Below are 25,529 nucleotides of genomic sequence, written 5' to 3'. Positions count from 1 at the left end.
GGAATGAAAGTATCGCCGAGCGTGACCGATTTCCGCGAGATCACAATGGCCGACCGCAAGACTGCCCAGACCTTCAATCTCGACCGCCTGAAGACGCCGATCGGCACCGCGCTGCTGGTGACCGATGACGACGGCGTGCTGCGCGCGCTCGACTGGGACGACTATGAAGGGCGCATGCTCGAACTGCTGCGGCTGCATTATGGCACGGTCACGCTGCGGGACGATCGCGCGCCGGCTGCGATGCGCAAGGCGCTCGGCGACTATTTCAAGGGCGATCTCGACCGCCTGACCGATGTTGCATGGCGCGTCGCCGGCACGCCGTTCCAGCAGAAGGTCTGGCACGCGCTGCCGACCATTCCGCCCGGCACGACGATGAGCTACGGCGCGCTGGCTTTGAGGCTGAAAGCGCCGAATGCGATGCGCGCGGTCGGCCACGCCAACGGCTCCAACCCGATCAGCGTCGTCGTGCCCTGCCATCGCCTGATCGGCGCCAACGGCTCGCTGGTGAAATATGGCGGCGGGCTGGAACGCAAGCGCTGGCTGCTGCGCCACGAGGGTGTGGAGATATAGCGGCCCGCTCTGCCAGGCCGCGAGACAATCAATCGAGGTCTTCGCGGGGCATATTGCGCAGATCACGCACGATGTAGAGGAAGACGATCAGTGAGGGCACCCAGGCAAGGATCGCGCCGACCAGCATCGCATCGACCGTCGTCATCGGGACTCTCCTTGCGCGCTATCGGTCAGGCCGGCTTTCTGGACGGGCTGTCGTTGGTCCTGGCCAGGGGATAGAGCCACTTCCAATAGGCCTTGTTGCGCTCCAGTTGCCGCTTGTAGACGTCGCGACATTGCGTCGAGCAGAACTGCTCGAAGTGCCAGCTATGCCGGATCAGCCCGAAGGGACGCCTGCATCCGGGATTCCCGCAACGGGGTGTCATGATACGGCCTCCGCCTCCAGCTGCGCATTCGCCCGCCAAAGCCAGCGAATGAAGTTCTCCTGACCTTTGTAAAGACAGAGCCGTCCGCAGTAGCGCTCGCCCGCCGGATTGCGCAGGCAGATGATCTTGGGCTGTTCGCTGTCACACTGGGCGCAGCGCGGTTCCGCACGCATGGCGACCTCCCTCCCGAGGAATTGCCACTTGCCAATCGAAATGTCTGATGCTGTCCATGCCGCCGATCATCCCGATGGGCGACGGCGCGAAACCTCGCGCCATCATCGTCTGTCCGCAACCTGTCCAGATGTTTCGCGGCATTATCCCTGCGTATACGCGAAGCGAACTCATTCGCTCGTCGCTGTGCCGGGCTGCGCGAGCGCGGCATCGAGGCATCTGATCAGGGCATCGCCGTCAAAGGGCTTGATCAGGAAGCAGATCGCGCCCGCCTCCATGGCCCGGGCCCGGTCGGCCTCGACGGAGAACGCCGTGATGAAGATGAACGGAAAGCGTCGTCCACCGGCAATCAGATGGGCTTGCAGGTCGAGCCCGCTCATCGCCGGCATCCTGACGTCGGTGATCACGCAGGATGTGTCGCTGAGGTGGGGCGAGTGCAGGAATTCCTCGGCCGACGCGTAGGTCTCGACCGCGTAGCCCAGCGATCTGACGAGATTGTCGGTCGCGGTGCGGACCGACAGATCGTCGTCGATGATTGATATCACTGGCGGATTGGACAAAAGGGTCTTCCTGGGGACGGGCGGAGGGCCTGCGGTCTGTGCACTGATACGGGGCACAGTGCGTCGCCGACCGGGGCCGGAGAATCATACTTAGGTTTGTGCGCTGCCGGATGCCGGCCCGATTCCGAGCGTCTGTGCCATCCTGACCAGATCGGGCAACGACTTCGCGGCCATTTTCCGCATGATATGCCCGCGGTGGATCTTGACCGTAATCTCGGCCACGCCGATTTCGGCGGCGACCTGCTTGTTCATGAGGCCTGCGGTCACGAGGCTCATGATCTGACGCTCACGCGGCGTCAGGGCCGCGAAGGCTGCGCGTAAGTTGGCGAGAACCCTCGCGTCATCGCGCCGGCTCTTGTCGCGCTTGATCGCTGTCGTGACGGCATCCAGCATGTCCTGATCGCGGAATGGCTTGGTCAGGAAATCGACGGCCCCCGCCTTCATGGCCCTGACCGTCATCGGGATTATCGCCGTGACCGGTCATGAATATGATCGGAATATGAATGTCGGCCTTGGCCAGCTCCGCCTGAAAGTCGAGCCCGCTCAGCCGGGGCAGCCTGATGTCCAGGATCAGGCAGCTCGGGACATCCGGAAGCTTGTGCTGCAGAAATTCATGCGCCGACCCGAACACGGCGGTCCGCAGGCCGACCGACCGGAACAGATTGTTCAGTGCGTCCCGCACCGAGGCATCGTCGTCGACGACGAACACGATCGGATCCTCGGCGTTTGTGGGCGGCGATGCGGCGCGTCCAGTCACCATGCGTGATCCTCTTGACGCAGTGGCAGGGTAAACTGGAATGTCGCGCCGCGGTTGCTGTTCCCGGTCGCCGACAGCCGGCCACGGTGAGCTTCGACGATCGAGCGGCAGATCGACAATCCCATCCCCATGCCGCTGGCCTTGGTGCTGTAGAAGGCGTCGAACAGCCGCTCGACGTTTTCTGCCGCGATCCCGACCCCACAGTCGGTGACCGCAACCACGATCTGCCCGGCATCGTCCTGGCGCGTCCGGATCACGAGTTGCCGCGGCCGGTCCATGACCGGCTGCATCGCCTCGATGCCATTCATGACCAGGTTGAGGATGACTTGTTGCAACTGGATGCGGTCGGCGACCACAGGCGGAAGCGCGGGAGCGAGCTCGAGCTGCAAGGATACGTGTTGGCTTTGCAACTGATGTTGCACGAGGCCGATCACCTCGTTGATGGCTTCATTGATGTCGAGCGGCGCCTTCTGGTCGGCGGTCTTGTTCACCAGCGCGCGGACGCGCTGGATGACCTCGCCCGCCCGGTTGCCATCGCTGATGATCGACCTGACCGCGCCGCGCGCTTCGTTCAGATCGGGGGCCGCACGGTTGAGCCAGCGCAGGCATGCGGCGGCGTTGGCGACCACCGCGGCAAGCGGCTGGTTCACCTCATGGGCGATCGATGCCGCGAGCTCACCGAGCGCAGTCACCCGCGTGACGTGCGCGAGGTTGGTCTGCGCGTCATGCAGCTCGGCCTCGGCGCGCTTGCGGGCGGTCACGTCGGTGACGGCGCCGACAAACTCGGTGTCGCCCGCGAGGTTGGTCACCGCATGCGCCCTGGCGTGGACATGTTTGATCGTCCCATCCGGCATCAGCAGCCGGTAGCCATGCTCGAAGTCGTTGCCGTCGAGCGAGGCGCGGTCGATGGTGCGTTGCACGCGGCTGCGATCATCCGGATGGACGCGTTGCAGCACCGTGGCGTGCTTGATCGAAGGAACCCGGTCGAATTCGAAGATCCTGAACGTCTCGTCCGACCAGATGATCTCGCCGCTGGCGACGTGCCAGCCGAAGCTGCCGGTGTGGCTCAACCGCTGGGCTTCGGTCAGATACATCTCGCTCTGCTGCAGCGCATTCTCGGCCTGTTTGCGCTCGGTGATGTCCTCGCATGCGATCAGGACGATCAACTGACCGTCGAGCCGTCGCACGGCCTTGGCGTTCTCACGCACCCCAAAGCCTTGAAGCGTCCTTGCGGACCTTGCGGATTTCCCAGCTGTGGGGCTGGCCGATCTTGTCGAGGCACGCCGCGACGTTGCGCAGGACGATATCGCGGTCTTCGGCGGCAAACACCCGCAGCACGGATTGCCCGAGCAATTCGTCGACGGTGTAGCCGAGTTGCGCCGCGCCGAACGTGTTGACCGACAGCACGAGGCCCGTCGCGTCGACCATGAAGTACATGACCGGGTTGTGCTCGAACACCTCCTTCCACTGTGCTTCGCTGTTGCGCAGCGCTTCCATCGCGCGCTGTTCGCCGCTGGCCTGGCCGCGCAACATGGCTTCCATTCGCCGGTGGGTGCGGGCCGCCAACCGCATCACGAGCAGCGCCGCGGCAAGCGAGGCGACGAGCAGTGCCAGCGCAATCAGATGGGCGGAAGCCGTGGGCTGCGGAGCAAGCAACAGCCCCACGCAGGTGGCGGCCAGGGCCAGCACCATGCCGCCGAGCAGCCATTGCTCGGCCGACCAGGACTTCATGGTGGGGATGCGCATCATTGGCAGCACCAGCACTTGGCAAGGTACTTGGCACAGGACTGGCTATGGCACTTTGCCATCACACTTGGCCATCACAGGCCGCGCTGCGTCGCCAGGTGACCGCCATCATCAGCGGCGACAACGTCGCCCCAACGGCCGCACATTAGCAGCTTTCTCGACGCCCGGCCCGGATCATGCGGGCCTTTTTGACGTTCCGCTGCTGGGGCATGCGGTCGCCCGGACAGCGAATTCGCCCGTGACGCCCAGGCCGGGGTTGCGGATAAACCTAAGTATGTCGTCCCCATCCGAATGTAACGGCCGGACCAACCTCCGTTCAATGGCCTGTTTCCTCCCGGTGACTACGCTTATTGGGTAACTCGATGACGGTAGAGGTCTCCGGGCTTCGGCAATCGCCAATCAGGGACGGGAGGTTGAAATGCCCAACAGGCGCCTGCATTTGATCCTCTGTTCCGAAGATGCCGGGCACGAGGCAAAGCGCGAAAGGCTCGACCGCAGCTTCCAGCCGACCGTGATCGATGGCGGCAAGCAAGCCGCGAGCGCGCCGGCCGACCATTCCTGGATCGATCTGCTCGACGTCTTCGATCTGGGCGTCGTGATCTGTCAGGCGAGCTACCTGGCCCTGCTGGGCGCGAGCCTGGCAGCACTGCACGCGCAAGCCGATCCAGGATCGTAGGCACGCCAGGAGTTAGCCCCGGCAGGCTGCCGGACCGGAGCGATGGCTGCTCACGCCAGGGTCGCGCAAGACGGGTCCGACAACAGCCTTCCGAGAGAGCCCGGAATCCAGTCCCCTCTAGCCCTGATGGATTCCGGGCTCAGTTTTTCGGACGCGTCTCGAATGACGGGCGACCAGGTCAACGACGTCGCGCCGCCATAAGGCCTCCGCCCCGGGCAGAATTGCAGCAATTTTTCCGAAAGATGCCCGGTTCGCCTTAGCCGGTTTTGAAGCACCTGATTATTGGATCTGTCCGGCAACGGCATCGCTCCCAAGAGCTGTGCGTTGGTTCGCGCACTCCGCAGATCAGGGGCCGGACATCATGAATCAGGCACAGCAGCAGAAGCCGTTTGCCGACGGCAGTGTTTCCGTCACCAAGGATGATGCCGAGGGCGCGCGCGGATTGCAGCGCGACTTGCAGGACCGCTTGCAGCCGGCGCATGACGAGCCGGTCAGCGAGGGCGTGCCGCAGCCCGACGCGCCCGCGGGCTCGGGCCGGATGGTCCGCCGCCTGCTCAAGATCGGGACTGGCCTTGCCATTGTCGCGGTCTTCGGCTGGCTGCCGCTGAAAGCCGTGTTGCAGACCTCGAGCGTCGAGGCCGTGGTCAACGCCAGGATCGTGACCTTGCGCTCGCCGATCGACGGCACCGTGAGCGCGAAGCCGCAGCAGAGCGCGACGCAGCTCAGTGTGGTCCACGAGGGCGACGCGATCCTCCATGTCGTCAACGCGCGCGGCGATCGGGTGCGGCTCGACGATCTCCGCCGGCAGATGTCCCGCCTCGAGAATGAGCGGCCGAGCCTGGCTGCCAAGCTTGCCGCCGCCGAGACGGCGCAACAGGACCTCGCCCGCCAAGCCGGCCAGTTCCGCGACGGCCGCATCCTCCAGCTCCAGGCCCGCATCGCCGAAATCCAGACCGCGATCGAGGCCGCGGCGGCGCGGCGGGAAGAGGCGACGGCGGCGGTCGAACGCGCCTCGTCGCTGATCAAATCGGGCAGCGTCTCGACGGTGGAAATGGCCCGGCTGACGCGCGAGCAGTCGATCGCCCAGCAGACCGAGATCGGCGCGCAGCGGCGGCTCGACGCCGCCAAGGTCGAGCTCACGGCGGCGAAGAACGGCACCTATCTCGGCGACAGCTACAATGACCGGCCGAGTTCCGTGCAACGCGAAGAGGAGATGCGCCAGCGCGTCAGCGATCTGCGCGCCGACCTGGCGCATTCCGATGCGGAGATCGACTGGCTGACCCACGAGATTGCCTCGGAGCAGCTGCATTACATCAACCGGGCCGAGGCCGACATCAAGGCGCCGGTCGCCGGACGCATCTGGGAGATGATGACGTCGCCCGGCGAAGATGTCAGGGCCGGGCAGCCTCTGCTCAAGCTGCTCGATTGCAGCGGCGCCGTCGTCACCGCCAACGTCACCGAAGGCGTCTACAACCGTCTCAAGCTCGGCGAGCAGGCGAGCTTCGAGCCGAACGACGGCAGTGCCGCGATCAAGGGCGAGATCGTCAACCTCACCGGCGCGTCGGGCGCGCCGGCGAACCTCGCGATCAATCCGGATGCGCTGAACAAGGAACCCTACCGGGTGACGGTCTCGATGCCGGAGATCGATACCACCGGCAAGGACTGCGCGGTCGGACGCACCGGGCGGGTGGTGTTCAACACGGACGCGGCAAAGCCATGATGGCGGCATTCGCGCCCGGGCTGGTCGCCTTCGGCGCCTGTCTTGCGCTCCTGCCTTTGCTCAACCGCGAGCAGACGCTGGCGCGCATCATGATGACCGGCATGTCGTTCATCCTGCTGCTGCATTATTTCATCTGGCGGGTGACCCAGACCTTGCCGCCGCCGGGTCTCACCGCGGACGCCGTGGTCGGCTATCCCTTCGTGGTGGCCGAGGCGGCCTCGATGCTCGCGGTGTGCCTGTCGCTGTTGTTCCTCAGCCGCACCATCGACCGTTCGCCCGAAGTCAACGCCATCCTGCGGCGATCCGGGGCGTCGGCCGACGCGCCGCTCGTCGATGTCTTCATCTGCACCTACAATGAGGAGAAGGCGATCCTGGAGCGCACCATCATCGGTGCGACCGGGTTGAACTATCCGAATTATCGCGTCTGGGTGCTCGACGACGGGCGCAGGCTGTGGCTGCGCCGACTCGCCCAGGAACTCGGCTGCGACTATCTGACACGTCCGGACAACCGCCACGCCAAGGCCGGCAACATCAATCATGCGCTCCAGCATGTATCGGGGCTGGCCGAGCGGCCCGAGTTCATCTCGATCCTCGATGCGGATTTCGTCCCGATGCCGGATTTCCTGACCCGGGCGATCAGCCTGATGCAGGATGGCAGTGTCGGCGTCGTGCAGACGCCGCAGCACTTCATCAATCCGGATCCGATCCAGACCAATCTTGCCGCAACCGACGTGTGGCCCGACGAGCAGCGTTTCTTCTTCGACATTCTGATGCCGGCCAAGGATGCCTGGGGCACCGCGTTCTGCTGCGGCACGTCATCGCTGATCCGCTTCTCCGGCCTGATGCAGATCGGCGGCTTCCCGACCGATTCGGTGACGGAGGATTACCTCGTCACGCTGCGCCTGAAGGAGAAAGGCCTGCGCACGGTCTATCTCAACGAGCGCCTGACCATCGGCCTCGCGCCGGAGGGGTTGAAGGAATACATCACCCAGCGCGGGCGCTGGTGCCTCGGCTTCATGCAGATCTTCCGGGGGCGCAGCGGGCCGTTCTCGCGGCAATCGAAACTCGCATTCATGGACCGGCTGTCGTTGGTCGATGCCTTCATGAGCTGGGCGGCGGTCTATGGCACCAAGGTGTTCGGCCTGGTCGTGCCCTGGCTCTATTTGCTGTTCGGGATCAAGGCGGTCCACGCCGACCTGTTCGAGCTGTTGAAATACTTCATGCCGTTCTATGTCTGGCACGCCTTCACGATGGCCTGGATCTCGCGCGGCCGCTCGCTCGCGATCATGACCGACGTCTCGCAATACATCGCCGCACCCGCGGTGCTGAAGGCGGTGGTGACCGGACTTGCCAAGCCGCAGGGCCACAAATTCAAGGTGACGGCCAAGGGTGGCGACCGCAACCGCCGCTTCATCGAATGGCCGCTGCTGCGACTTTATGGCACTGCCTTGCTGATCACGCTGTTCGCGATCGCCTACGCCTTCATCCTGCATCTGCGCGGCGAGAACATCGCCTATGGCGGGCTGGCGCTGGGCTGGAGCCTGTATAATTGCGTGGTGCTCGCGATCGTCTGCTTCATCTGCATCGAGCAGCCACGGCGCAGGAAGGCCGAGCGGTTCGAGCGCGACGAGCCGATCCTGATTCAGGACGGCGCGGAATCGCGGCTGGTGCGGATGGCCGACATCTCGATCTCAGGCGCGCGCTTCATCGATCCCGCGCCGCCGGCCATCGGTGTCTCGATCAAGTGCAATGTCTACGGCCAGAGCGTCACCGCGCTGGTGGTCCGCCGCACAAGCGACGGTTTCGGCGTCCGCTTCGAGGAGGCGGTTGCGACGCGGATCAATGTGGTGCGCGCGTTCTATGCCGGCGAATATGTCCGCGCCTTCCGCAGCGTGCGCGCCGCACCGGTCGGCAAGGCGCTGCTGATGCGGTTGTTCGGTTAGGCCACCGCCCCAACCGCCGTCATTCCGGGGCGCGCGCAGCGCGAGCCCGGAATCCATTTCACCACGATAGCCGCGGCCCGATGGATTCCGGGCTCTCGCTTCGCGAGCCCCGGAATGACGACGACTGGAAAAAGTCCCTACGCCGCCGGCTTCGCGGCCTGGTCCTCGCTCGACAGCAGATGCAGCAGCGCGCTCTTGATCGCGGCCTGCCGCGTTGGGGCGGTGATCTGGGCGCCGAGCAGATCGGTGACATAGAACACGTCGCGGGCGCGTTCGCCGAAGGTCGCGACATGGGCGGAGGCGATGTTGAGGTTGAGCTTCGAGATCGCGGTGGTGAGCTGGTAGAGCAGGCCGGGCCGGTCGAGGCCGGAAACCTCGATCACGGTGTAGCGGTCGGACCACTGGTTGTTGATGGTCACCTCGGGCTCGACGATGAACGGCCGCGCCTTGCTGCGCACCGCGCGCTTGGCCACCGCCTCGGGCAGCCTGAGCTTGCCCTCCAGCACCTGCTCGATCATCTCGCCGATTCGGGTGGCGCGGCGGCCCTCATCCTCGTCGCGGTCGTATTCGCGCGAGATCGAGATGGTGTCGAGCGCGCGGCCGTCGGTCGTGGTGTAAATCTGCGCGTCGACGATGTTGGCGCCGGCCGAGGCACAGGCGCCCGCGATGATCGACAGCAGCCAGGGATGGTCGGTCGCCAGGATCGTCAGCTCGGTGACCGCGCGGACCTCGTCGAAGCCGACATTGATAGCAAGCTTGTGGCCGGCCTGTTCGCTTGATCGGATGAAGCGCGCCTGGCGAATCTTGCGTTGCAGCTCGACCTTGAGCCAGTAGGCCGGGTAGTGCCGGCCGATATAGGTGTTGAGCTCGGCCTCCGGCCATTCGGTAAAGGCGCGGCGGAATTCGGCCTGCGCCACCGCGATGCGCTGGGCGCGGTTCACCTCCGAGAAGCCGCCGGTCAAGACCGGCTCGGTCTCGTAATACAGCGTGCGCAGCAGCTGCGCCTTCCAGCCGTTCCAGACGCCGGGGCCGACGCCGCGGATATCGGCGGTGGTCAGGATCGTCAAGAGCTTCATCTGCTCGACCGACTGCACCACGGCGGCGAAATTCTCGATGGTCTTGCGGTCCGACAGATCGCGCGATTGCGCCACCGTCGACATCGTCAGATGCTCCTCGATCAGCCAGGCCACCAGCTCGGTGTCGGCAGCGGAGAAACCGAGCCGCGGGCACAGCCGCCGCGCCACCTTGGCGCCGGCGATCGAGTGATCCTCCGGCCGGCCCTTGGCGATGTCGTGCAGCAGGGTTGCGATATAGATCACCGGGCGGTGCTCGGGGCGGATCTTGCGGAACAGGTCGCTGGCGACCGTGAACTCCTCATTGCCGCCGCGCTCGATGTCCTGCAGAAAGCCGATGCAGCGGATCAGATGCTCGTCCACCGTATAGTGGTGGTACATGTTGAACTGCATCATCGACACGATCTTGCCGAACGCGCGGATGAAATGGCCGAGCACGCCGGTCTCGTTCATCCGCCGCAACACGGTCTCGGCATCGTTGGAGGTCAGGATCTCCATGAACAGCCGGTTGGCCTCGTCGTTCTCGCGCAGCTGGGTATTGATCAGCTTCAGCGAGCGCGTCACAGTGCGCATCGCGTCGGGATGGAAGGCGAGGTTGTTCTGCTGCGCGAGGCGGAAGATCCGGATCAGGTTGACCGGATCGTGCTTGAACACGTCGGGCGCCGCGAGGTTGATGCGGTTGTTGTCGACGATGAAGTCGTCGCTGCCGTTGACCCGCCGCCGCTTGGTGCCGGGCCGCAGCCGCGCCACCATCCGGCTCAGCACCGGCGCCGGCTTGTTGTGCTCCTCCTCGAGCCTGGCGCACAGGATCGCGGTCAGATCGCCGACGTCTTTCGCGATCAGGAAGTAGTGCTTCATGAAGCGCTCGACGTCCTGCATGCCGGGATGCGAGGTGTAGCCGAGGCGCACCGCGATCTCGCGCTGCATGTCGAACGACAGCCGCTCCTCTGGCCGTCCGGCGAAGAAATGCAGGTTGCAGCGCACCGACCACAGGAAGTCGGCGCAGCGGCGGAAGGTGCGGTATTCCTGCGCGTCGAACACGCCGCGCTCCAAGAGCTCGTCGGTCTCGCGCACGCGGTAGACGTATTTGGCGATCCAGAACAGCGTGTGCAGGTCGCGCAGGCCGCCCTTGCCGTCCTTGACGTTGGGCTCGACCAGATAGCGCGACTGGCCGGCGCGGCGATGCCGCTCCTCGCGTTCGGCGAGTTTTGCGGTGACGAATTCCGCCGCGGTGCCGTGCACCACTTCCTTGTCGAAGCGCTCGACCAGTTCGTCATAGAGCGGCTGGTCGCCGGTCAGGAAGCGGGTTTCCAGGATCGCGGTGCGGATCGTCATGTCGCCGCGCGCCTGGCGGATCGATTCATCGACCGAGCGGGTGGCGTGGCCGACCTTCAGCCCCATGTCCCACAGGCAATAAAGGATGGCTTCGGCGACCTGCTCGCCCCAGGCGGTCTGCTTGTAGGGCAGGATGAACAAGAGATCGATGTCGGATTCCGGCGCCATCAGCCCGCGGCCATAGCCGCCGGTCGCGACCACGGCCATGCGTTCTGCGCCCGAGGGGATCGGCGAGTGGTAGAGATGCCGGGTCGCCGCCGCGTAAAGGATGCGGATGATCTCGTCCTGCACGAAGCAGAGCCGTTCGGCGCAGCGCCGGCCGTGACGGTCTTTCAGCAGCAGCGCCTGCGCCTTGGCGCGCGCCGCGATCAGTTCGGCCTTGAGCAGCTGCGCCATCGCGGCGCGGAACTGGTCCTCGCGGCCGGCATGCTGCTCGGCCAGTGCATTGACCGAAGCGGTGATCCGCGCGGTCTCGAAACGATCATCCGCTTCAGGGCGGGCTTCGGCTACGACACTGTCCATACGTTCATCCGATATCGGACGGAGCTGTTGCTGTCACGGACCAAAGTATAATGACAGCAGCTCCATGCTCTCGTGGCGCCGCTACGAGCAAGTTCGTTCTCGCGCCATCGCGTAAAGGGTAGAGATTTTCTCGTTGACCGCAAGGATAACTCATTGAAATAAAAGATTGTTTCTTAGTCCGATCGAAGGGATCGACGAATGCACAAAATTTCCCGGCGCGGCTTCGCTGCGCTGCTCGCGGTCTCGACCTTGTTGCCCGGCGCGGCATTCTCCGCCGACGCGCTGAAGGAGATTCGGATCGACTGGGCGACCTACAATCCGGTGTCGATGGTCCTGAAGCAGAAGGGCCTGCTGGAGAAGGAGTTCGCCAAGGACGGCATCAGCATCGTCTGGGTGCAGTCGGCCGGCTCCAACAAGGCGCTTGAATTCCTCAACGCCGGTTCGATCGATCTCGGCTCGACCGCGGGCTCGGCCGCCTTGGTGGCCCGGATCAACGGCAATCCGATCAAGTCGATCTATGTCTATTCGCGCCCGGAATGGACCGCGCTGGTCACCACCAAGGACTCCAAGATCGCCTCCGTCGCCGACCTCAAGGGCAAGCGCGTCGCGGTGACGCGCGGCACCGATCCGCACATCTTCCTGGTCCGCGCGCTGCTCGGCGCCGGTCTGGCCGAAAAGGACATCACGCCGGTGCTGTTGCAGCACGCCGACGGAAAGACCGCGCTGATTCGCGGCGATGTCGACGCCTGGGCCGGCCTTGACCCGATGATGGCGCAGGCCGAGGTCGAGGACGGTGCCAAGCTGTTCTACCGCAAGCCCGACGCCAACACCTGGGGCATCCTCAATGTCCGCGAGGAGTTTTTGAAAGCGCATCCGGATATCGTTCGTCGCGTGCTCGCGACGTATGAGGAGGCGCGGAAATACTCGCTGGCGAACTATGACGAGCTGAAGAAGACCTTCATCGCGGTGACGAAACTGCCGGACGCCGTGGTCGACAAGCAGCTCAAGGAGCGCACCGAGCTGACCCATAGCCGGATCGGCGCGCCGCAACGGGAATCGATCCTCGCCGCCGGCCTCGCCTTGCAGCAGGCGGGCGTGATCGATGCCAAGACCGACGTGAAGGCCGCGCTGGATGCGCTGATCGACGACCAGATCCCGCTGCCGACGAATTAACTGCCGCTGCACCCTCTCCCCTTGTGGGAGAGGGTGGCTTCGCGAAGCGAAGCCGGGTGAGGGGTCTGTCTCCGCGGATAGAGACCCCTCATCCGTCGCGGACTGCGTCCGCGCCACCTTCTCCCACAAGGGGAGAAGGGAAGAGGGCCGCGGTCCATTCCGCGCCCACCTTGCAATCCCCCGCGAAGAGTCGTTCTTGCTATGGCCATGACCGTTGACCTGCCCGCGCTGGAACAGACGGCCGCGCCGCGTGCGGCGTCGGCGCGATGGTCGCGTGTTGCGCGCCCCGTGCTCGGACTCGCGGTGCCGGTCGTGCTCGCGCTCGGCTGGGAACTCGTCGTTGCGCTCGGCTATTCCAACGGCCGCCTGGTGCCGCCGCCGTCCAAGGTGTTCGAGACCATTATCGCGCTCGCCAAAAGCGGCGAGCTGACGCGGCATATCCTGGCAACGCTATGGCGGGTCGGCGCGGGCTTCGCGCTCGGCGTCATCGCCGGCACCATCATGGGCGCAATCTCCGGCTACTGGGCTTTCGCCCGCCGGCTGCTTGATCCGACGGTGCAGGCGCTTCGTGCGATCCCCTCGATCGCCTGGGTGCCGTTGTTCATCCTGTGGCTCGGCATCTTCGAGACCTCGAAGGTCGCGCTGATCGCGGTCGGTGTGTTCTTTCCGGTCTATCTCGGCGTGATGGGCGCCATTCTCTCGGTCGATCGCAAGGTGGTCGAGGTCGGCCGCGTGTTCCGCCTGTCCGGTTTTGCGATGATCCGCCGCATCCTGCTGCCCGCGGTGCTGCCGGCCTATGTGGTGTCGCTGCGGGTCGGGCTTGGGCTGGGCTGGATGTTCGTGGTCGCGGCCGAGTTCATGGGCGCCTCCGAAGGGCTCGGCTATCTCCTGATCGACGGCCAGCAGCTCGGCAAGCCGGCGCAGATCCTCGCTGCGATCGTGATCTTCGCGATCCTCGGCAAGCTCACCGACTGGCTGATCGAAATCGCTGCCGCGCCGCTGCTGCGCTGGCAGGATGCGTTCGGCGCGCGGGGAGGGGCCTGATGCTGGCGCTGAAAGAGGTCGGCAAGACCTATCCGAACGGCGTCCACGCGCTGGAGCGCTTCTCGGCCGAGATTGCGCCCGGCGAGATCATCGCGATCATCGGCGGCTCCGGTTGCGGCAAGTCGACGCTGCTGCGCGCCATCGCGGGCCTCGATCGCGCCAGCACCGGCAGCGTGACGCTCGACAATGCCGTCATCACCTCGCCGCACGCCAAGATCGGCATCATCTTCCAGGAACCGCGGCTGCTGCCCTGGCTCAGCGTCGCCGACAATATCGGCTTCGGCCTCGCCGACCTCCCCGCCGAAATCAGGCGCGAGCGGGTCGCATCCGCGCTGGCCCGCGTCGGCCTTGCCGACAAGGCGTCGGCCTGGCCGCGTGAGCTCTCCGGCGGGCAGGCGCAGCGGGTGGCGATCGCCCGCGCTTTGGTGCCGCAGCCCGAAGTGCTGCTGCTCGACGAGCCGTTCTCGGCGCTCGATGCCTTCACCCGGCGCGATCTGCAGGATCACCTGCTCGATCTCTGGGCCGACACGCGGCCGACCCTGATCCTGGTCACCCATGACGTCGACGAGGCCGTGGTGCTCGCCGATCGCGTCTTGGTGATGCGGCCGCGGCCGGGCCGGCTGTTCGAGCAGATCACCGTCAATCTGGCGCGGCCGCGCGACCGCAAATCGGAGCTGTTCGACAGCTTCAAGCGCCGGGTGCTGACCGCGCTCGACCGCTCGCTGGACCGTTCGGTGCGTGACGTCACCGACAAATCCAGCGCCGGCGAGGCGATGTGGTGGTGACATCGGCGCTCCAAGGCCTTACATCCAAAGGCTAAGAAGAACAGCTGGGAGCAGACCCATGGACTCCGCCGAACTCCGCGCAATGCAGGCTCCGATCAAGGAGCGCTACAAGACCGACCCCCAGGCCGCCGTGATCACGCTCAAGGCCAAGGGCTCGATCGACAATGAGAGCATCTCCTGTAAGGTCGAGACCGGCCGCGCGCTCGCGGTCGCCGGCCTGCATCCCGCCACCGGCGGCTCCGGGCTCGAGCTCTGCTCCGGCGACATGCTGCTGGAAGCGCTGGTCGCCTGCGCCGGCGTCACGCTGAAATCGGTCGCGACCGCCGTCGAGGTACCGCTGAAGGTCGGCAATGTCTTTGCCGAAGGCGATCTCGATTTCCGCGGCACGCTCGGGGTCGACAAGGAGGCCCCGGTCGGCTTCCGCGAGATCCGCCTGCGCTTCGACGTCGGCACCGACGCGCCGCAGGACAAGCTCGATCTCTTGCTGAAACTCACCGAGCGTTACTGCGTGGTCTATCAGACCATCAAGAACGGCCCGAAGGTATCGGTGTCGATGGTGAGGGTGTAGCGGCTTTCACCGGCGTCGTCTCGGCGAAAGCCGGGACCCACACGCCGTGTCCTATCGTTGAAATTCTGCTGTTCGACGGCTTTCGTTCCCCACTAGCGGTCGTGGTTATGGGTTCCGGGTCGCGCTTCGCTTGCCCGGGACGACGGAAAAATGTCCCCCGAACTCCACTTCATCCTGCTCCTCGTGCTGCGCATGGTGGTTGCGGCCGCGTTCGTGGTCAGCGCGTCCATCATCACGGAGCGGTCGGGGCCGGTGATCGGCGCGCTGATCGCAACCTTGCCGATCTCAGCGGGACCGTCCTACACCTTCCTCGCGCTCGACCATGACGCCGCCTTCATTGCCGAGGGCGCTCTGTCGAGCCTGCCGGTCAACGCAGCGACGATCTTCATGGGCCTCACCTATGCGGTACTGGCGCAGCGCTTCAGCATGTGGATCAGCGCGGGCGCAGCAATCGCGTTGTGGCTCGTGCTCGGCACCATCATCCGCCAGTTCGCCTGGACACTGGCCGGCGGGCTGATCCTCAATGCCATCGCCTTTGCGATCTGCATTCCGCTGCTCAAGCCGTATCGGCATGTCGCGAAAATGCCGCTGATCGCGCGGCGCTGGTACGACATTCCCTTGCGCGCCGCGCTGGTCGCGAGCCTGGTCGGCACCGTGGTCACCGCATCGACCTGGGTCGGTCCGCGCGTCACCGGCGTGATCGCGCTGTTTCCGATCGTGTTCTCCTCGATGATGCTGATCCTGCATCCGCGCATCGGCGGCCCCGCCACCGCCGCCGTGCTCGCCAACAGCGCTTGGGGCCTGCTCGGCTTCGGCCTCGGCATCGCGGTGCTGCACGTCGCGGTCGCGCAATTCGGCTCGCCGATTGGGCTCAGCTGCGCGCTCGCCACCTGCGTCGTGTGGAATCTGGTGCTGTGGCAGCTTGGGCGGAGGAAGCTGCTGGCGCACAAAGCCTGACGTCCGTCATTGCGAGGAGCGTAGCGACGAAGCAATCCATGGTTCCGCGTCCGTGGAGCGATGGATTGCTTCGCTTCGCTCGCAATGACAGTGGAGAGTTTTGTAGCCCGGATGGAGCGCAGCGCAATCCGGGGCGGTCGTGCAAATAGCGACAGCGTTCCCGGATTTCGCTTCGCTGCATCCGGGCTACAGATCTACTGCTTCGGCAGTTTCGCCCGCAGCGCGTAGAGCGCATCCAGCGCCTCGCGCGGCGACATCTCGTCGGGGTGCAGAGCCTTTACTGCTTCCACCAGCAAATCGGCCTCGCTCGGCGGCTTGTCCTCGGCGGCGGCGCGGGAGGGGACGGCGAACAGTGGCAGGTCATCGGCGAGGGCGCGCGCGGTCTGGCCGCGGTCCTGGGCTTCGAGCTTCGCCAGCACCGATTTGGCGCGGGTGATCACCGCGGGCGGCAGGCCGGCAAGCTTGGCGACCTGGATGCCGTAGGAACGGTCGGCGGAGCCCGGCAGCACCTCGTGCAGAAACACGACGTCGCCCTGCCACTCCTTGACCCGCACCGTGGCGTTGAACATCCGCGGCAGCTTCGCCGAGAGCGCGGTCAGTTCATGATAGTGGGTGGCAAACAGCGTGCGGCAGCGGTTGCTCTCGTGCAGATGCTCGATCGCGGCCCAGGCGATCGACAGGCCGTCGAAGGTCGCGGTGCCGCGGCCGATCTCGTCGAGGATGACCAGCGACCGCTCGCTCGCTTGATTCAGGATCACGGCGGTCTCGACCATCTCGACCATGAAGGTCGAGCGTCCCCGCGCCAGGTCGTCGGCGGCGCCGACGCGCGAGAACAGCCGGTCGACGATGCCGAGCCGCGCCCGCGACGCCGGGACGTAAGAGCCGATCTGCGCCAAAAGCGCGATCAGCGCGTTCTGGCGCAGGAAGGTCGATTTACCGGCCATGTTCGGACCGGTGATCAGCCAGAGCTGGCCGGATTTCTGGCCCGGCGCCGGCGACAGGTCGCAGGCATTGGCGATGAACGGCTGGCCGTCGCGCTTCAGCGCCTGCTCGACCACTGGATGCCGTCCGCCCTCGATCGCGAAGCCGAGCGAGCCATCGACATCGGGCCGCACATAATTGTCGTCGATCGCAAGCTTCGCCAGCGAGGTCGCGACGTCGAGCATCGCAAAGGCATGCGCGGCGTTACGCAGATCATCGCTGGCGGCCAGCGCCATCGCGCTCAAGCGTTCGAAGATCTCGAGCTCGAGATTGAGCGCGCGCTCGCCGGCATTGGCGATCTTGGCCTCGGTCTCGCCGAGCTCTGCCGTCGTGAAGCGGACCTGTCCGGCCAGCGTCTGGCGGTGGATGAAGGTTGCGTTCAGCGGCGGCGCGAACAGCTTGTCGCCGTGCTGCGCGGTGACCTCGACGAAGTAGCCGAGCACGTTGTTGTGCCGGATCTTCAGCGTCTTGATGCCCGTGTCCTCGGCATAGCGCGCCTGCATCGCAGCGACGACGAGACGCGAGGCGTCGCGCAGATTGCGGCTCTCGTCGAGCGCGGCCTCATAGCCTTCGCGAACGAAGCCGCCGTCACGCTTGATCAGCGGCAATTGCTCGGACAGCGCGCGGGAGAATTCCCGCGCCAGATCGCGCGACGGGCGCTGCAAGGCCGCCATCACGGCCGATACCTCGGCCGGCGGATCGGAGAGCTGCGCCAGCAGCTCCAGCGCTTGGTCGGCAGCCAGGATGCCGTCGCGCAGGCTCGCGAGGTCACGCGGTCCGCCGCGGCCGACCGAGAGCCGCGCCAGCGCGCGCGACATGTCGGGTGCGGCGCGCAGCACGGTCCTGACGTCCTCGCGCGCGGCGGAATCCGCGACGAATGCGGAGACCGCATCTAGCCGTCGCGCGATCACGGCAACGTCTGTGAGCGGTGCGGCAAGCCGTTGCGCCAACAGCCGCGAGCCGGCCGCAGTGACGGTGCAGTCGATCGCATCGAGCAGCGAGCCGCGGCGCTCGCCGGCGAGCGTGCGCGTCAGTTCGAGATTGGCGCGGGTCGCCGGATCGATCGCCATCGTGGTGCCGGCCGCTTCGCGCGCCGGCGGCGACAGCGGCGGACGCTTCCCCACTTGGGTGCGGTCGATATAGGTGACGGCGGCGGCCGCGGCGGTCGCCTCCAGCCGCGACATCGCCGACAGGCCGTCCATGGTCGCGACCGCGAAATAGTCGCACAGCCGCCGCTCGGCGGTGGCGCTGTCGAACACGTCGCGGGTCAGCGGCGTCACCGACGGCAGCTCGCGCAGGGTCGGCGCCAGCTCATTGTCGCTATACAGCGCGTCGGTGACGATCGCCTCGTTCGGATTGATCCGCGCCAGCGTCGCCGCAAGCTCCGATGTCGCGCACTCCGTCACCATGAATTCGGAGGTCGAGATGTCGATCCAGGCAAGCCCGAGCCGGTCCGCGCCGGCCGAGCCGCGGGCGCGCGCGATCGCGATCAGATAATTGTTGGTGCGGGCGTCGAGCAGCGTGTCTTCGGTCAGGGTGCCCGGCGTCACCAGCCGCACCACGCCGCGGCGGACCACGCTCTTGTTGCCGCGGGCCTTGGCCTCGGCGGGATTTTCGGTCTGCTCGCACACCGCGACGCGATGGCCGGCGCCGATCAGCCGATGCAGGTAATCCTCGGAGCGTTCGACCGGCACACCGCACATCGGGATGTCCATGCCCTGATGCTTGCCGCGCTTGGTCAAGACGATGCCGAGCGTCTTCGAGGCGATCTCGGCATCCTCGAAGAACAGCTCGTAGAAATCGCCCATCCGGTAGAACAGCAGCAGGCCGGGGTGGGCGGCCTTGATCTCGAGATACTGCTCCATCATCGGCGTGACGCGCGACGGCGCCTCGGCGGCAGGAGCGGCCTCGGGCGGAACAGGGATGGGCTGTTGGATGGTCATCAGAGCGTTTTCGAGAGAAGTGGGCACCGGTTCGCGTGAAGAAAACGCGTCCAAACAAGAATCTGGAGCCCTAGGCTCCAGACGGCGGAAACTACAGAATTTCGCTGCGTGGTCCTATCCGTGACAAGGGGGTTTTCCACCCTCTCCACGGCCCGAGATATGACAAGGCATCACGGCAATGCGCTGATGCCACGCGGCGGCGTCAATTGACCTGCCGCGGGCACGCTCCTAAAACTGCCCTCAAGTTCCAGCCGATCCAGCGCCTAAGTCGCGGCATTCAGGGAGAGATTCAATGCGTGATGTGTTCATTTGCGATGCCGTCCGGACCCCGATCGGCCGTTTCGGCGGTTCGCTTGCCAAGGTGCGCGCCGACGATCTCGCCGCCGCCCCGATCAAGGCGCTGATGGCCAAGCACCCGACGATCAATTGGAACGAGGTCGACGAGGTCTATTTCGGTTGCGCCAACCAGGCCGGCGAGGACAACCGCAACGTCGCGCGCATGGCGCTGCTGCTGGCCGGCATGCCGGAGTCGGTTCCCGGCCAGACCCTGAACCGGCTCTGCGCGTCGGGCCTCGATGCGGTTGGCGCCGCAGGCCGCGCCATTCGCGCCGGCGAGATCGACTTCGCGATCGCAGGCGGCGTCGAATCGATGACGCGCGCGCCGTTCGTGATGGGCAAGGCGGCGGAAGCCTTCTCGCGCTCGTCGGAGATCTACGACACCACGATCGGCTGGCGCTTCATCAATCCGCTGATGAAGGCGCAGTATGGCGTCGATGCGATGCCGGAGACCGGCGAGAATGTCGCCGAGGAATTCCAGGTCTCGCGCGCCGATCAGGATGCGATGGCGATCCGCTCGCAGCAGCGCGCGGGTGCTGCGATCGCGTCGGGCTATTTCGCCGAGGAGATCATCCCGATCCAGGTGCCCGGCGGCAAGGCCGGCCCCATCACCGTCGACAAGGACGAGCATCCGCGTCCTGAAACCACGCTCGAAGGACTGGCAAAACTGAAGCCGATCGTGCGCAACCCGGGTACGGTGACCGCGGGCAACGCGTCGGGTGTTAATGACGGCGCCGCCGCGATGATCCTCGCGTCCGAAGCCGCGGTGAAGAAGCACGGCCTGACCCCGCGCGCAAAGATCCTCGGCCTCGCCTCGGCCGCGGTGCCGCCGCGCATCATGGGCATCGGGCCGGTGCCGGCGACCAGGAAGCTGGTCGAGCGTCTCGGCATCAAGGTGTCGGACTTCGACCTGATCGAGCTCAACGAGGCCTTCGCCTCGCAGGGCATCGCCTGCCTGCGCCAGCTCGGCGTCAAGGAAGATGCCGATTTCGTCAATCCGCATGGCGGCGCGATCGCGGTCGGCCATCCGCTCGGCATGAGCGGCGCGCGGCTGGTGCTGACCGCCGTGCACGGCATGGAGAAGCGGGGCGGGAAGCTTGCCTTGGCAACTATGTGCGTCGGAGTCGGCCAGGGCGTTGCGGTCGCGATCGAAAAACTGAATTGATCCAATGGCTTGGATGGGTTGAAAACAGCCCTTCCCCAATTTGGTTATGCATTATAATGATCTGATGTGAGCCCGCCGGGCGCGTGGGCCGCGGAGGAATTCGCCATGACCTTGTTGTACCCGCTGCAATCGCTCGCAGCCCATCCGGCGCGGCTGTCGCCGGATTATCGCTCGACCGTGAAGCGTTCGCCCTCGAGGCCACTGATCCCGATGCGGCACACGCTCTCGGAGCTGACCGGTCCGGTCTATGGCCATGAGACCGTGCGCGCGCACGACAACGATCTCACCATCCAGGCCAGGGGCGAGCCGCTCGGCGAGCGCATCATCGTGCATGGTCATGTGCTCGACGAGGACGGCCGCGGCGTGCCGAACACGCTGGTCGAGCTGTGGCAGGCCAATGCCTGCGGCCGCTACATCCATGTCGTCGACCAGCATCCGGCGCCGCTCGATCCGAACTTCACCGGCGCCGGCCGCACGCAATCCGATGCATCCGGCTATTACAAGTTCATCACCATCAAGCCCGGCGCCTACCCCTGGGGCAATCACCACAATGCGTGGCGGCCCGCGCATATCCACTTCTCTGTGTTCGGCCATTCCTTCATTTCGCGTCTCGTGACCCAAATGTATTTCCCCGGCGATCCCTTGTTCCCGTTCGATCCGATCTTCAACTCGGTGACCGACGCAAAGGCGCGGGCGCGGATGATCTCGTCGTTCGACCTCGACAACACCAAGCCGGAATGGGCGCTGTGCTACCGTTTCGATATCGTGCTGCGCGGGCGCAACGCCACGCCGATGGAGACCAAGTAAGTGTCGAACCCGCGTCCTGATGGAATCACGCCCTCGCAGACCGTCGGCCCCTATTTCAAATACGGTCTGACGCCGAACGGCGAATATGAATGGAACGACGCCTTCACCAACAACCTCCTGACGCCGGACGTCTCAGGCGAACGCATCCGCGTCGAGGGCAAGGTCTATGACGGCGACGGCGCCGTGATCCCGGACTGCATGCTGGAGATCTGGCAGGCAGACAGCCAAGGCCGCTTTTCCGATCCGCAGGATGCGCGGGCATTGCCGAACTCAAGCTTCAAGGGTTTCGGCCGCGTCGGCACCGACAAGAGCGGCGCTTACGCGTTCGAGACCATCAAGCCCGGTGTGGTGCCGGATGCCGACGGCAAGCCGCAGGCCCCGCACATCCTGCTCGCGGTGTTCGCACGCGGCATGCTGCTGCATCTCTACACGCGGATCTATTTCGACGACGAAGCCGGCAACGCCACCGATTCCGTGCTGGCCCTGGTGCCGGCCGACCGCCGCGCGACGCTGATTGCGAAGAAGGCGGGTGCGGGGAACGTCTACACCTTCGACGTCCATCTGCAGGGCGACAACGAGACGGTGTTCTTCGACGTCTAGCTCGGCCGGCGGTCTGCCGCTGCCGTCGTTAGAGCGTCAGTGTGAGGGACAATGCGCGACCGTTTCCTGACCGGTCTGATTGGGTATCCGATCGCGCATTCGGCGGCGCCCGCGATGCACGAGCAGGCCGCCGCCGCGCTCGGTGTCCGCTGTCACTACCAGCTCGTCGAGGTGAAGGGCGCCGGCCGCGAAGAGCTGCGCGCGATGCTCGGGGGCGTCAGGCGGCTCGGCTTTGCCGGCGTCAACGTCACCTTTCCCTACAAGGAGGCGGTGGTCGACCTGCTCGACGATCTCGCACCAGGCGTACGCGCGATCGGCGCCGTCAACACCATCGTCGTCAGTGGCACGGGTCTCGTCGGGTACAACACCGACGCGACGGGCTTTACGCGTGCGGTCGAACCGCTGCTTGCGTCAGTGCCGCCCGGGCCGATCGCACTGATCGGGGCCGGCGGCGTCGGCAAGGCGATCGCGTTTGCGCTCGCCGACCGCGGTATTGCCGAGCTCCGTATCTTCGATGCCGATGCGGCAAAGGCCGCGCAACTTGCGGCCCAATTACAGGATTGCCATGCGGTGCACGCCGCGAGCGTCGAGGCAGCGGTCGATGGCGCGACCGGTCTCGTCAACGCGACGCCGGTCGGCATGCTGCCGAACCGCGACACGCCGGTGCCGGATGCGCTGCTGCATCCGTCGATGTGGGTCGCCGATGCCGTCTACACGCCGCTCTGGACGCCGCTGCTGTTGGCGGCCAAGGCCAAGGGCGCCAACGTCCTGACCGGGCGCGGTCTGGGGGTCTATGCCGCGGCGGACGCGTTCGAATTGTTCACGACAATGATGCCTTCGACAGAAGTCATGGGAAATGCGTTCGACGCCGTGATGGCCGCGCGCTACGCTGCGCCGGCCTGAAGGGCGGAGACACATAATGACAAAAATCAGGATCGGTCTGGCCGGCTGCGGCTTCGTGTCGGAGCTGCATATGGTCGCGTATCGGCGGGTTTATGGCGTCGATGTCGAGGTGAGGGCGGTCGCGGCGCGCGGCGATCATGTCAATGAGTTCGCCCGCAAGCATGAAATCCCGAACGCCTATCGCAGCTTCGCCGAGCTGGTCGCCGACCGCGAGCTCGACGTGATCGACATCTGCACGCCGCCGAACCTGCACGCCGCGATGATCGTCGAGGCCATGCAGGCCGGCAAGCACGTGATCTGCGAAAAGCCGTTCAGCGGCTATTTCGGGCAGCCCGGTGACAAGACGCCGATCGGCAGGCATGTGCCGAAGGCGCTGATGTATCAGCGCGTGATGGAGGAGATGGAGGCAACGCGCGCCGCAATCGAAAAGACCGGCCGGCTGTTCATGTATGCGGAGGACTGGATCTACGCGCCCGCGGTGGCCAAGTCCGCGGAGATCATCCGCGCAACCGGCGACAAGATCCTGTTCATGAAAGGCGAGGAGAGCCATTCCGGCTCGCATGCCGCGCATGCCGCAGAATGGGCGATGACCGGCGGCGGCTCGCTGATCCGGATGGGCTGCCATCCGTTGTCTGCCGTGCTCTATCTCAAGCAGGTCGAGGCCCGCGCACGTGGCGAGACCATCAATGTTGCGAGCGTCACCTGCGATGTCGGCAATGTCACGGCTGGGCTGAAGCCGGAGGAGCGCGCCTATATCAAGGCCAATCCGGTCGATGTCGAGGACTGGGGCACGCTGACCGCGACCTTCTCCGACGGCACCAAGGCCACGGTGTTTTCCGGCGACATGATCATGGGCGGCGTGCGCAATCTGATCGAGACCTATACGAGCGGCGGCTCGCTGTTCGCCAACATCACGCCGAACACGCATCTGACGAGCTACCAGACCTCAGAAGAGAAGCTCGCCAGCGTCTACATCACCGAGAAGGTCGACCGCAAAACCGGCTGGCAATATGTCTGCCTCGAGGAAGAATGGACCCGCGGCTATCTGCAGGAGATCCAGGATTTCATGGAATGCGTTGCGACCGGGCGGCAGCCGCTCGCCGATCTTGCGCTGGCGTATGAGACGACGAAGGTGAACTACGCCGGCTATTGGGCTGCGGATGAGGGGCGGCGGGTGGTGCTGTAGGATGGCGGGCAATAGCGAGATTACTCTCTCGCGCGTGCCACGCTCGCGCCGTCATCCTGAGGAGCGCGGAACGCGCGTCTCGAAGGATGCACGGCCCGGCCGGTGGCCGTCGATCCTTCGAGACGCCCGCGAGTGCGGGCTCCTCAGGATGACGGGGATGGTTGCCAACCAGCCGCGACAAGAATCAACCCTAAGCCCCGTACACCGATCCCTTCGGCAGCGGAAACACCGGGTCTTGCGTGCGGATATTGGTCGGCCACACCACGGTGATGCGCTCGCCGGCGTTCTGCATCACCACGGGGGTCGAGCGCTCGTTCTGGCCCGACATCGGCGTACCCGGCGGATAGAATTTCACGCCATAGCCCTGGATGGTGCCGCCTGGCGGGATGTCGACGTCGAGCGCGGCCTTGCGGATCGCTTCGGGATCGAAGCCGCCATATTTCTCCTTGGCGACCGGCAGCACGTTGTTGAGCAGGACCCAGGTCTGGTTGAAGCCCATCGAGCAGTGCGGCGGCACCTCGGTGGCGCTGGTCTTCTCGCGGTAGCGCGCGACCATCACCTTGGTGAGATCGCCGACCCCCGGCGCCAGCTTGGCCGGATCGAGCAGCTGCGCCGGCACCGGGTCGATGTTGCAGAAATTGTCGATGTCGGCGCCGAAGGTGGTGCGCAGCTTGTCGAGCTGGCTGTAGCCGGCGCCGGCGCCGAACAGCATCTTGAACCTCAGCCCGCTCTCGCGCGCCTGGCGCAGGAACAGCGTGATGTCGGGATTGTAGCCGGCATGCGAGATGATGTCGGCCTTGGCGCGCTTCAGCTTGGTCACCAGCACCGAGAGGTCGGGCGCGGAGGCCGAATAGCCTTCCTTGAGCACGACCTGCAACCCGGCCTCCTTGGCGAAGGTTTCGTCGGCGGCGGCGACGCCGACGCCGTAGGGGCCGTCCTCATGGATCAGCGCGACCTTGACGTCCTTCGGCTCCATGCCGAGCTTGGCCTTGGCGTGCTCGGCGAGGAAGCCGCCAAAGGCCTGGCCGTACTGGTCGGAATGGATCTGGGCGCGGAACACGTATTGCAGGTTCTTGTCCTTGAACACGGCGGTCGAGACCGCGGTCGTGATCCACAGGATGCGCTTCTGCTGCTCGACCTTGGCGGCGAGCGGCACCGCGTGCGAGCTCGCGAACACGCCGTTAAGGATGTCGACCTTCTCCTGGTCGATCAGCCGATTGGCCTCGTTGATCGCGACGTCAGGCTTGCTCTGGGAATCGACGTTGACCGGCACGATCTTGTATTTGCCGCCGACGCCGCCCTTCTCGTTGACGAGATCGATCGCGATCTGGGTACCGATCGAGGAGGCGACCGAGCCGCCGGCGGCGAACGGGCCGGTCAGATCGTAGATCACGCCGATCCGGACCGTCTCGGCTTGCGCCTGCGCGCGTGTCCAATCGAAGCTGAAAGCAGCGGCGGCAGCCGCTGAAGTCTTCAGCAGCGTCCTGCGTGAAGTCGGCATCGCGTCCTCCCCTGAAACCGTCGATTGTGTGACGGGTGTTTCTTGCTTTTCGCGGAGTATTGGGAGGAGAGGTCGGAAAGTCAACGCGATTGGGGCTGCGGTGCCTTGCGCTTTGGTCGAGGTCAGCCACATCAACACTGTC

At 65.5% G+C, this 25,529-nt stretch carries 22 protein-coding genes and 1 pseudogene; 14 read left to right on the top strand and 9 right to left on the bottom strand.

Translation table 11 applies throughout. The features are described from left to right. The first annotated feature begins 45 nt into the window (after window positions 1–45). Window positions 46–570 carry a methylated-DNA--[protein]-cysteine S-methyltransferase gene (locus ACVW17_RS05955; RefSeq protein WP_456751056.1) on the top strand — a complete coding sequence of 175 codons (525 nt, stop codon included), beginning with the start codon at window positions 46–48 and terminating at the stop codon, window positions 568–570. Window positions 571–740: 170 nt separating this feature from the next. Here the strand turns inward: ACVW17_RS05955 and ACVW17_RS05950 are convergent, their stop codons facing one another. From ACVW17_RS05950 to ACVW17_RS05925, 6 genes and pseudogenes are all read right to left on the bottom strand, one after another. After that, a complete protein-coding gene (locus tag ACVW17_RS05950) occupies window positions 741–935 on the bottom strand; it encodes a hypothetical protein (RefSeq protein ID WP_456751055.1) in 195 nt (64 codons plus the stop codon). Then, the gene (locus ACVW17_RS05945; protein WP_456751054.1) at window positions 932–1,108 is read right to left on the bottom strand and encodes a hypothetical protein; all 177 of its coding nucleotides are present in this window, start codon (window positions 1,106–1,108) and stop codon (window positions 932–934) included. Before ACVW17_RS05945 ends, ACVW17_RS05950 begins: the two co-directional genes overlap by 4 nt. Before the next feature lie 168 nt (window positions 1,109–1,276). Then, window positions 1,277–1,666: a response regulator transcription factor gene (locus ACVW17_RS05940; protein WP_456751053.1), complete on the bottom strand. Its 390-nt coding sequence runs from the start codon at window positions 1,664–1,666 to the stop codon at window positions 1,277–1,279. Between the two features lie 90 nt (window positions 1,667–1,756). Continuing rightward, window positions 1,757–2,426 (bottom strand): annotated as a pseudogene (locus ACVW17_RS05935) (response regulator transcription factor). After that, window positions 2,420–3,631, bottom strand: a complete 1,212-nt coding sequence (locus ACVW17_RS05930; RefSeq protein WP_456796862.1) for a sensor histidine kinase — start codon at window positions 3,629–3,631, stop codon at window positions 2,420–2,422. Before ACVW17_RS05930 ends, ACVW17_RS05935 begins: the two are co-directional and overlap by 7 nt. Then, window positions 3,624–4,172, bottom strand: a complete 549-nt coding sequence (locus ACVW17_RS05925; RefSeq protein WP_456796861.1) for a PAS domain S-box protein — start codon at window positions 4,170–4,172, stop codon at window positions 3,624–3,626. The genes ACVW17_RS05930 and ACVW17_RS05925 overlap by 8 nt, the downstream gene beginning before the upstream one ends. Before the next feature lie 415 nt (window positions 4,173–4,587). On the opposite strand from ACVW17_RS05925, the gene ACVW17_RS05920 reads away from it, so the two are divergent. The 3 genes from ACVW17_RS05920 to ACVW17_RS05910 all read left to right on the top strand — a co-directional run bounded on the left by ACVW17_RS05920 (window position 4,588) and on the right by ACVW17_RS05910 (window position 8,508). Continuing rightward, a complete protein-coding gene (locus tag ACVW17_RS05920) occupies window positions 4,588–4,845 on the top strand; it encodes a hypothetical protein (protein WP_456751050.1) in 258 nt (85 codons plus the stop codon). Between the two features lie 361 nt (window positions 4,846–5,206). After that, entirely contained in the window at window positions 5,207–6,565 is a 1,359-nt protein-coding gene (locus tag ACVW17_RS05915) for an HlyD family secretion protein (RefSeq protein ID WP_456751049.1), read from the top strand. Continuing rightward, the gene (locus ACVW17_RS05910; RefSeq protein WP_456751048.1) at window positions 6,562–8,508 is read left to right on the top strand and encodes a glycosyltransferase; all 1,947 of its coding nucleotides are present in this window, start codon (window positions 6,562–6,564) and stop codon (window positions 8,506–8,508) included. The genes ACVW17_RS05915 and ACVW17_RS05910 overlap by 4 nt, the downstream gene beginning before the upstream one ends. Window positions 8,509–8,645: 137 nt before the next feature. Here the strand turns inward: ACVW17_RS05910 and ACVW17_RS05905 are convergent, their stop codons facing one another. Beyond that, window positions 8,646–11,438: a [protein-PII] uridylyltransferase gene (locus tag ACVW17_RS05905; RefSeq protein WP_456751047.1), complete on the bottom strand. Its 2,793-nt coding sequence runs from the start codon at window positions 11,436–11,438 to the stop codon at window positions 8,646–8,648. A 198-nt stretch (window positions 11,439–11,636) separates the two neighbouring features. Between ACVW17_RS05905 and ACVW17_RS05900 the strand changes: the two genes are divergently transcribed. The 5 genes from ACVW17_RS05900 (at window position 11,637) to ACVW17_RS05880 (ending at window position 15,965) form a co-directional block, all read left to right on the top strand. Then, complete coding sequence (locus ACVW17_RS05900) at window positions 11,637–12,611, top strand: aliphatic sulfonate ABC transporter substrate-binding protein (RefSeq protein ID WP_456751046.1); 975 nt, start codon at window positions 11,637–11,639, stop codon at window positions 12,609–12,611. Window positions 12,612–12,818: 207 nt separating this feature from the next. Continuing rightward, window positions 12,819–13,655: an ABC transporter permease gene (locus tag ACVW17_RS05895; protein WP_456798931.1), complete on the top strand. Its 837-nt coding sequence runs from the start codon at window positions 12,819–12,821 to the stop codon at window positions 13,653–13,655. Further along, window positions 13,655–14,440 carry an ABC transporter ATP-binding protein gene (locus tag ACVW17_RS05890; RefSeq protein ID WP_456751045.1) on the top strand — a complete coding sequence of 262 codons (786 nt, stop codon included), beginning with the start codon at window positions 13,655–13,657 and terminating at the stop codon, window positions 14,438–14,440. The genes ACVW17_RS05895 and ACVW17_RS05890 overlap by 1 nt, the downstream gene beginning before the upstream one ends. A gap of 58 nt (window positions 14,441–14,498) precedes the next feature. Next, entirely contained in the window at window positions 14,499–15,008 is a 510-nt protein-coding gene (locus ACVW17_RS05885) for an OsmC family protein (RefSeq protein ID WP_456751044.1), read from the top strand. 150 nt (window positions 15,009–15,158) lie between these two features. Further along, the gene (locus ACVW17_RS05880; protein WP_456751043.1) at window positions 15,159–15,965 is read left to right on the top strand and encodes a hypothetical protein; all 807 of its coding nucleotides are present in this window, start codon (window positions 15,159–15,161) and stop codon (window positions 15,963–15,965) included. Between the two features lie 194 nt (window positions 15,966–16,159). Here ACVW17_RS05880 and mutS read toward each other — a convergent pair whose 3' ends face one another. Continuing rightward, window positions 16,160–18,889: a DNA mismatch repair protein MutS gene (gene mutS, locus ACVW17_RS05875; protein ID WP_456751042.1), complete on the bottom strand. Its 2,730-nt coding sequence runs from the start codon at window positions 18,887–18,889 to the stop codon at window positions 16,160–16,162. 292 nt (window positions 18,890–19,181) lie between these two features. Here mutS and pcaF point away from each other — a divergent pair, with 292 nt between their 5' ends. The 5 genes from pcaF (at window position 19,182) to ACVW17_RS05850 (ending at window position 23,886) form a co-directional block, all read left to right on the top strand. Further along, complete coding sequence (gene pcaF / locus ACVW17_RS05870; protein ID WP_456751041.1) at window positions 19,182–20,390, top strand: 3-oxoadipyl-CoA thiolase; 1,209 nt, start codon at window positions 19,182–19,184, stop codon at window positions 20,388–20,390. A 105-nt stretch (window positions 20,391–20,495) separates the two neighbouring features. Further along, window positions 20,496–21,197 carry a protocatechuate 3,4-dioxygenase subunit beta gene (pcaH, locus tag ACVW17_RS05865; RefSeq protein ID WP_456751040.1) on the top strand — a complete coding sequence of 234 codons (702 nt, stop codon included), beginning with the start codon at window positions 20,496–20,498 and terminating at the stop codon, window positions 21,195–21,197. Then, entirely contained in the window at window positions 21,198–21,797 is a 600-nt protein-coding gene (pcaG, locus tag ACVW17_RS05860; RefSeq protein WP_456751039.1) for a protocatechuate 3,4-dioxygenase subunit alpha, read from the top strand. Window positions 21,798–21,848: 51 nt separating this feature from the next. Beyond that, window positions 21,849–22,700 carry a shikimate dehydrogenase gene (locus ACVW17_RS05855; RefSeq protein ID WP_456751038.1) on the top strand — a complete coding sequence of 284 codons (852 nt, stop codon included), beginning with the start codon at window positions 21,849–21,851 and terminating at the stop codon, window positions 22,698–22,700. A gap of 16 nt (window positions 22,701–22,716) precedes the next feature. Continuing rightward, a complete protein-coding gene (locus ACVW17_RS05850) occupies window positions 22,717–23,886 on the top strand; it encodes a Gfo/Idh/MocA family protein (RefSeq protein WP_456796860.1) in 1,170 nt (389 codons plus the stop codon). A gap of 190 nt (window positions 23,887–24,076) precedes the next feature. Here the strand turns inward: ACVW17_RS05850 and ACVW17_RS05845 are convergent, their stop codons facing one another. Next, window positions 24,077–25,387 (bottom strand): ABC transporter substrate-binding protein, encoded by a 1,311-nt coding sequence (locus tag ACVW17_RS05845; RefSeq protein WP_456751036.1) that lies wholly within the window; start codon window positions 25,385–25,387, stop codon window positions 24,077–24,079. Window positions 25,388–25,529 lie beyond the last annotated feature (142 nt).

Source organism: Bradyrhizobium sp. USDA 4473 (genome assembly GCF_054063335.1).
This window is presented reverse-complemented; position numbering and strand designations above follow the sequence as displayed.

What these genes read in the sequence shown, in the direction of transcription:
- ACVW17_RS05905 (WP_456751047.1), bottom strand. Translation starts at nt 11,438, where the DNA reads ATGGACAGTGTCGTAGCCGAAGCCCGCCCTGAAGCGGATGATCGTTTC.
- ACVW17_RS05945 (WP_456751054.1), bottom strand. Translation starts at nt 1,108, where the DNA reads ATGCGTGCGGAACCGCGCTGCGCCCAGTGTGACAGCGAACAGCCCAAG.
- ACVW17_RS05920 (WP_456751050.1), top strand. Translation starts at nt 4,588, where the DNA reads ATGCCCAACAGGCGCCTGCATTTGATCCTCTGTTCCGAAGATGCCGGG.
- ACVW17_RS05855 (WP_456751038.1), top strand. Translation starts at nt 21,849, where the DNA reads ATGCGCGACCGTTTCCTGACCGGTCTGATTGGGTATCCGATCGCGCAT.
- ACVW17_RS05895 (WP_456798931.1), top strand. Translation starts at nt 12,819, where the DNA reads ATGACCGTTGACCTGCCCGCGCTGGAACAGACGGCCGCGCCGCGTGCG.
- ACVW17_RS05900 (WP_456751046.1), top strand. Translation starts at nt 11,637, where the DNA reads ATGCACAAAATTTCCCGGCGCGGCTTCGCTGCGCTGCTCGCGGTCTCG.
- ACVW17_RS05890 (WP_456751045.1), top strand. Translation starts at nt 13,655, where the DNA reads ATGCTGGCGCTGAAAGAGGTCGGCAAGACCTATCCGAACGGCGTCCAC.
- ACVW17_RS05955 (WP_456751056.1), top strand. Translation starts at nt 46, where the DNA reads ATGGCCGACCGCAAGACTGCCCAGACCTTCAATCTCGACCGCCTGAAG.
- mutS (WP_456751042.1), bottom strand. Translation starts at nt 18,889, where the DNA reads ATGACCATCCAACAGCCCATCCCTGTTCCGCCCGAGGCCGCTCCTGCC.
- ACVW17_RS05910 (WP_456751048.1), top strand. Translation starts at nt 6,562, where the DNA reads ATGATGGCGGCATTCGCGCCCGGGCTGGTCGCCTTCGGCGCCTGTCTT.
- pcaH (WP_456751040.1), top strand. Translation starts at nt 20,496, where the DNA reads ATGACCTTGTTGTACCCGCTGCAATCGCTCGCAGCCCATCCGGCGCGG.
- ACVW17_RS05845 (WP_456751036.1), bottom strand. Translation starts at nt 25,387, where the DNA reads ATGCCGACTTCACGCAGGACGCTGCTGAAGACTTCAGCGGCTGCCGCC.
- ACVW17_RS05880 (WP_456751043.1), top strand. Translation starts at nt 15,159, where the DNA reads ATGTCCCCCGAACTCCACTTCATCCTGCTCCTCGTGCTGCGCATGGTG.
- pcaF (WP_456751041.1), top strand. Translation starts at nt 19,182, where the DNA reads ATGCGTGATGTGTTCATTTGCGATGCCGTCCGGACCCCGATCGGCCGT.
- ACVW17_RS05915 (WP_456751049.1), top strand. Translation starts at nt 5,207, where the DNA reads ATGAATCAGGCACAGCAGCAGAAGCCGTTTGCCGACGGCAGTGTTTCC.
- ACVW17_RS05885 (WP_456751044.1), top strand. Translation starts at nt 14,499, where the DNA reads ATGGACTCCGCCGAACTCCGCGCAATGCAGGCTCCGATCAAGGAGCGC.
- ACVW17_RS05850 (WP_456796860.1), top strand. Translation starts at nt 22,717, where the DNA reads ATGACAAAAATCAGGATCGGTCTGGCCGGCTGCGGCTTCGTGTCGGAG.
- ACVW17_RS05950 (WP_456751055.1), bottom strand. Translation starts at nt 935, where the DNA reads ATGACACCCCGTTGCGGGAATCCCGGATGCAGGCGTCCCTTCGGGCTG.
- ACVW17_RS05925 (WP_456796861.1), bottom strand. Translation starts at nt 4,172, where the DNA reads ATGATGCGCATCCCCACCATGAAGTCCTGGTCGGCCGAGCAATGGCTG.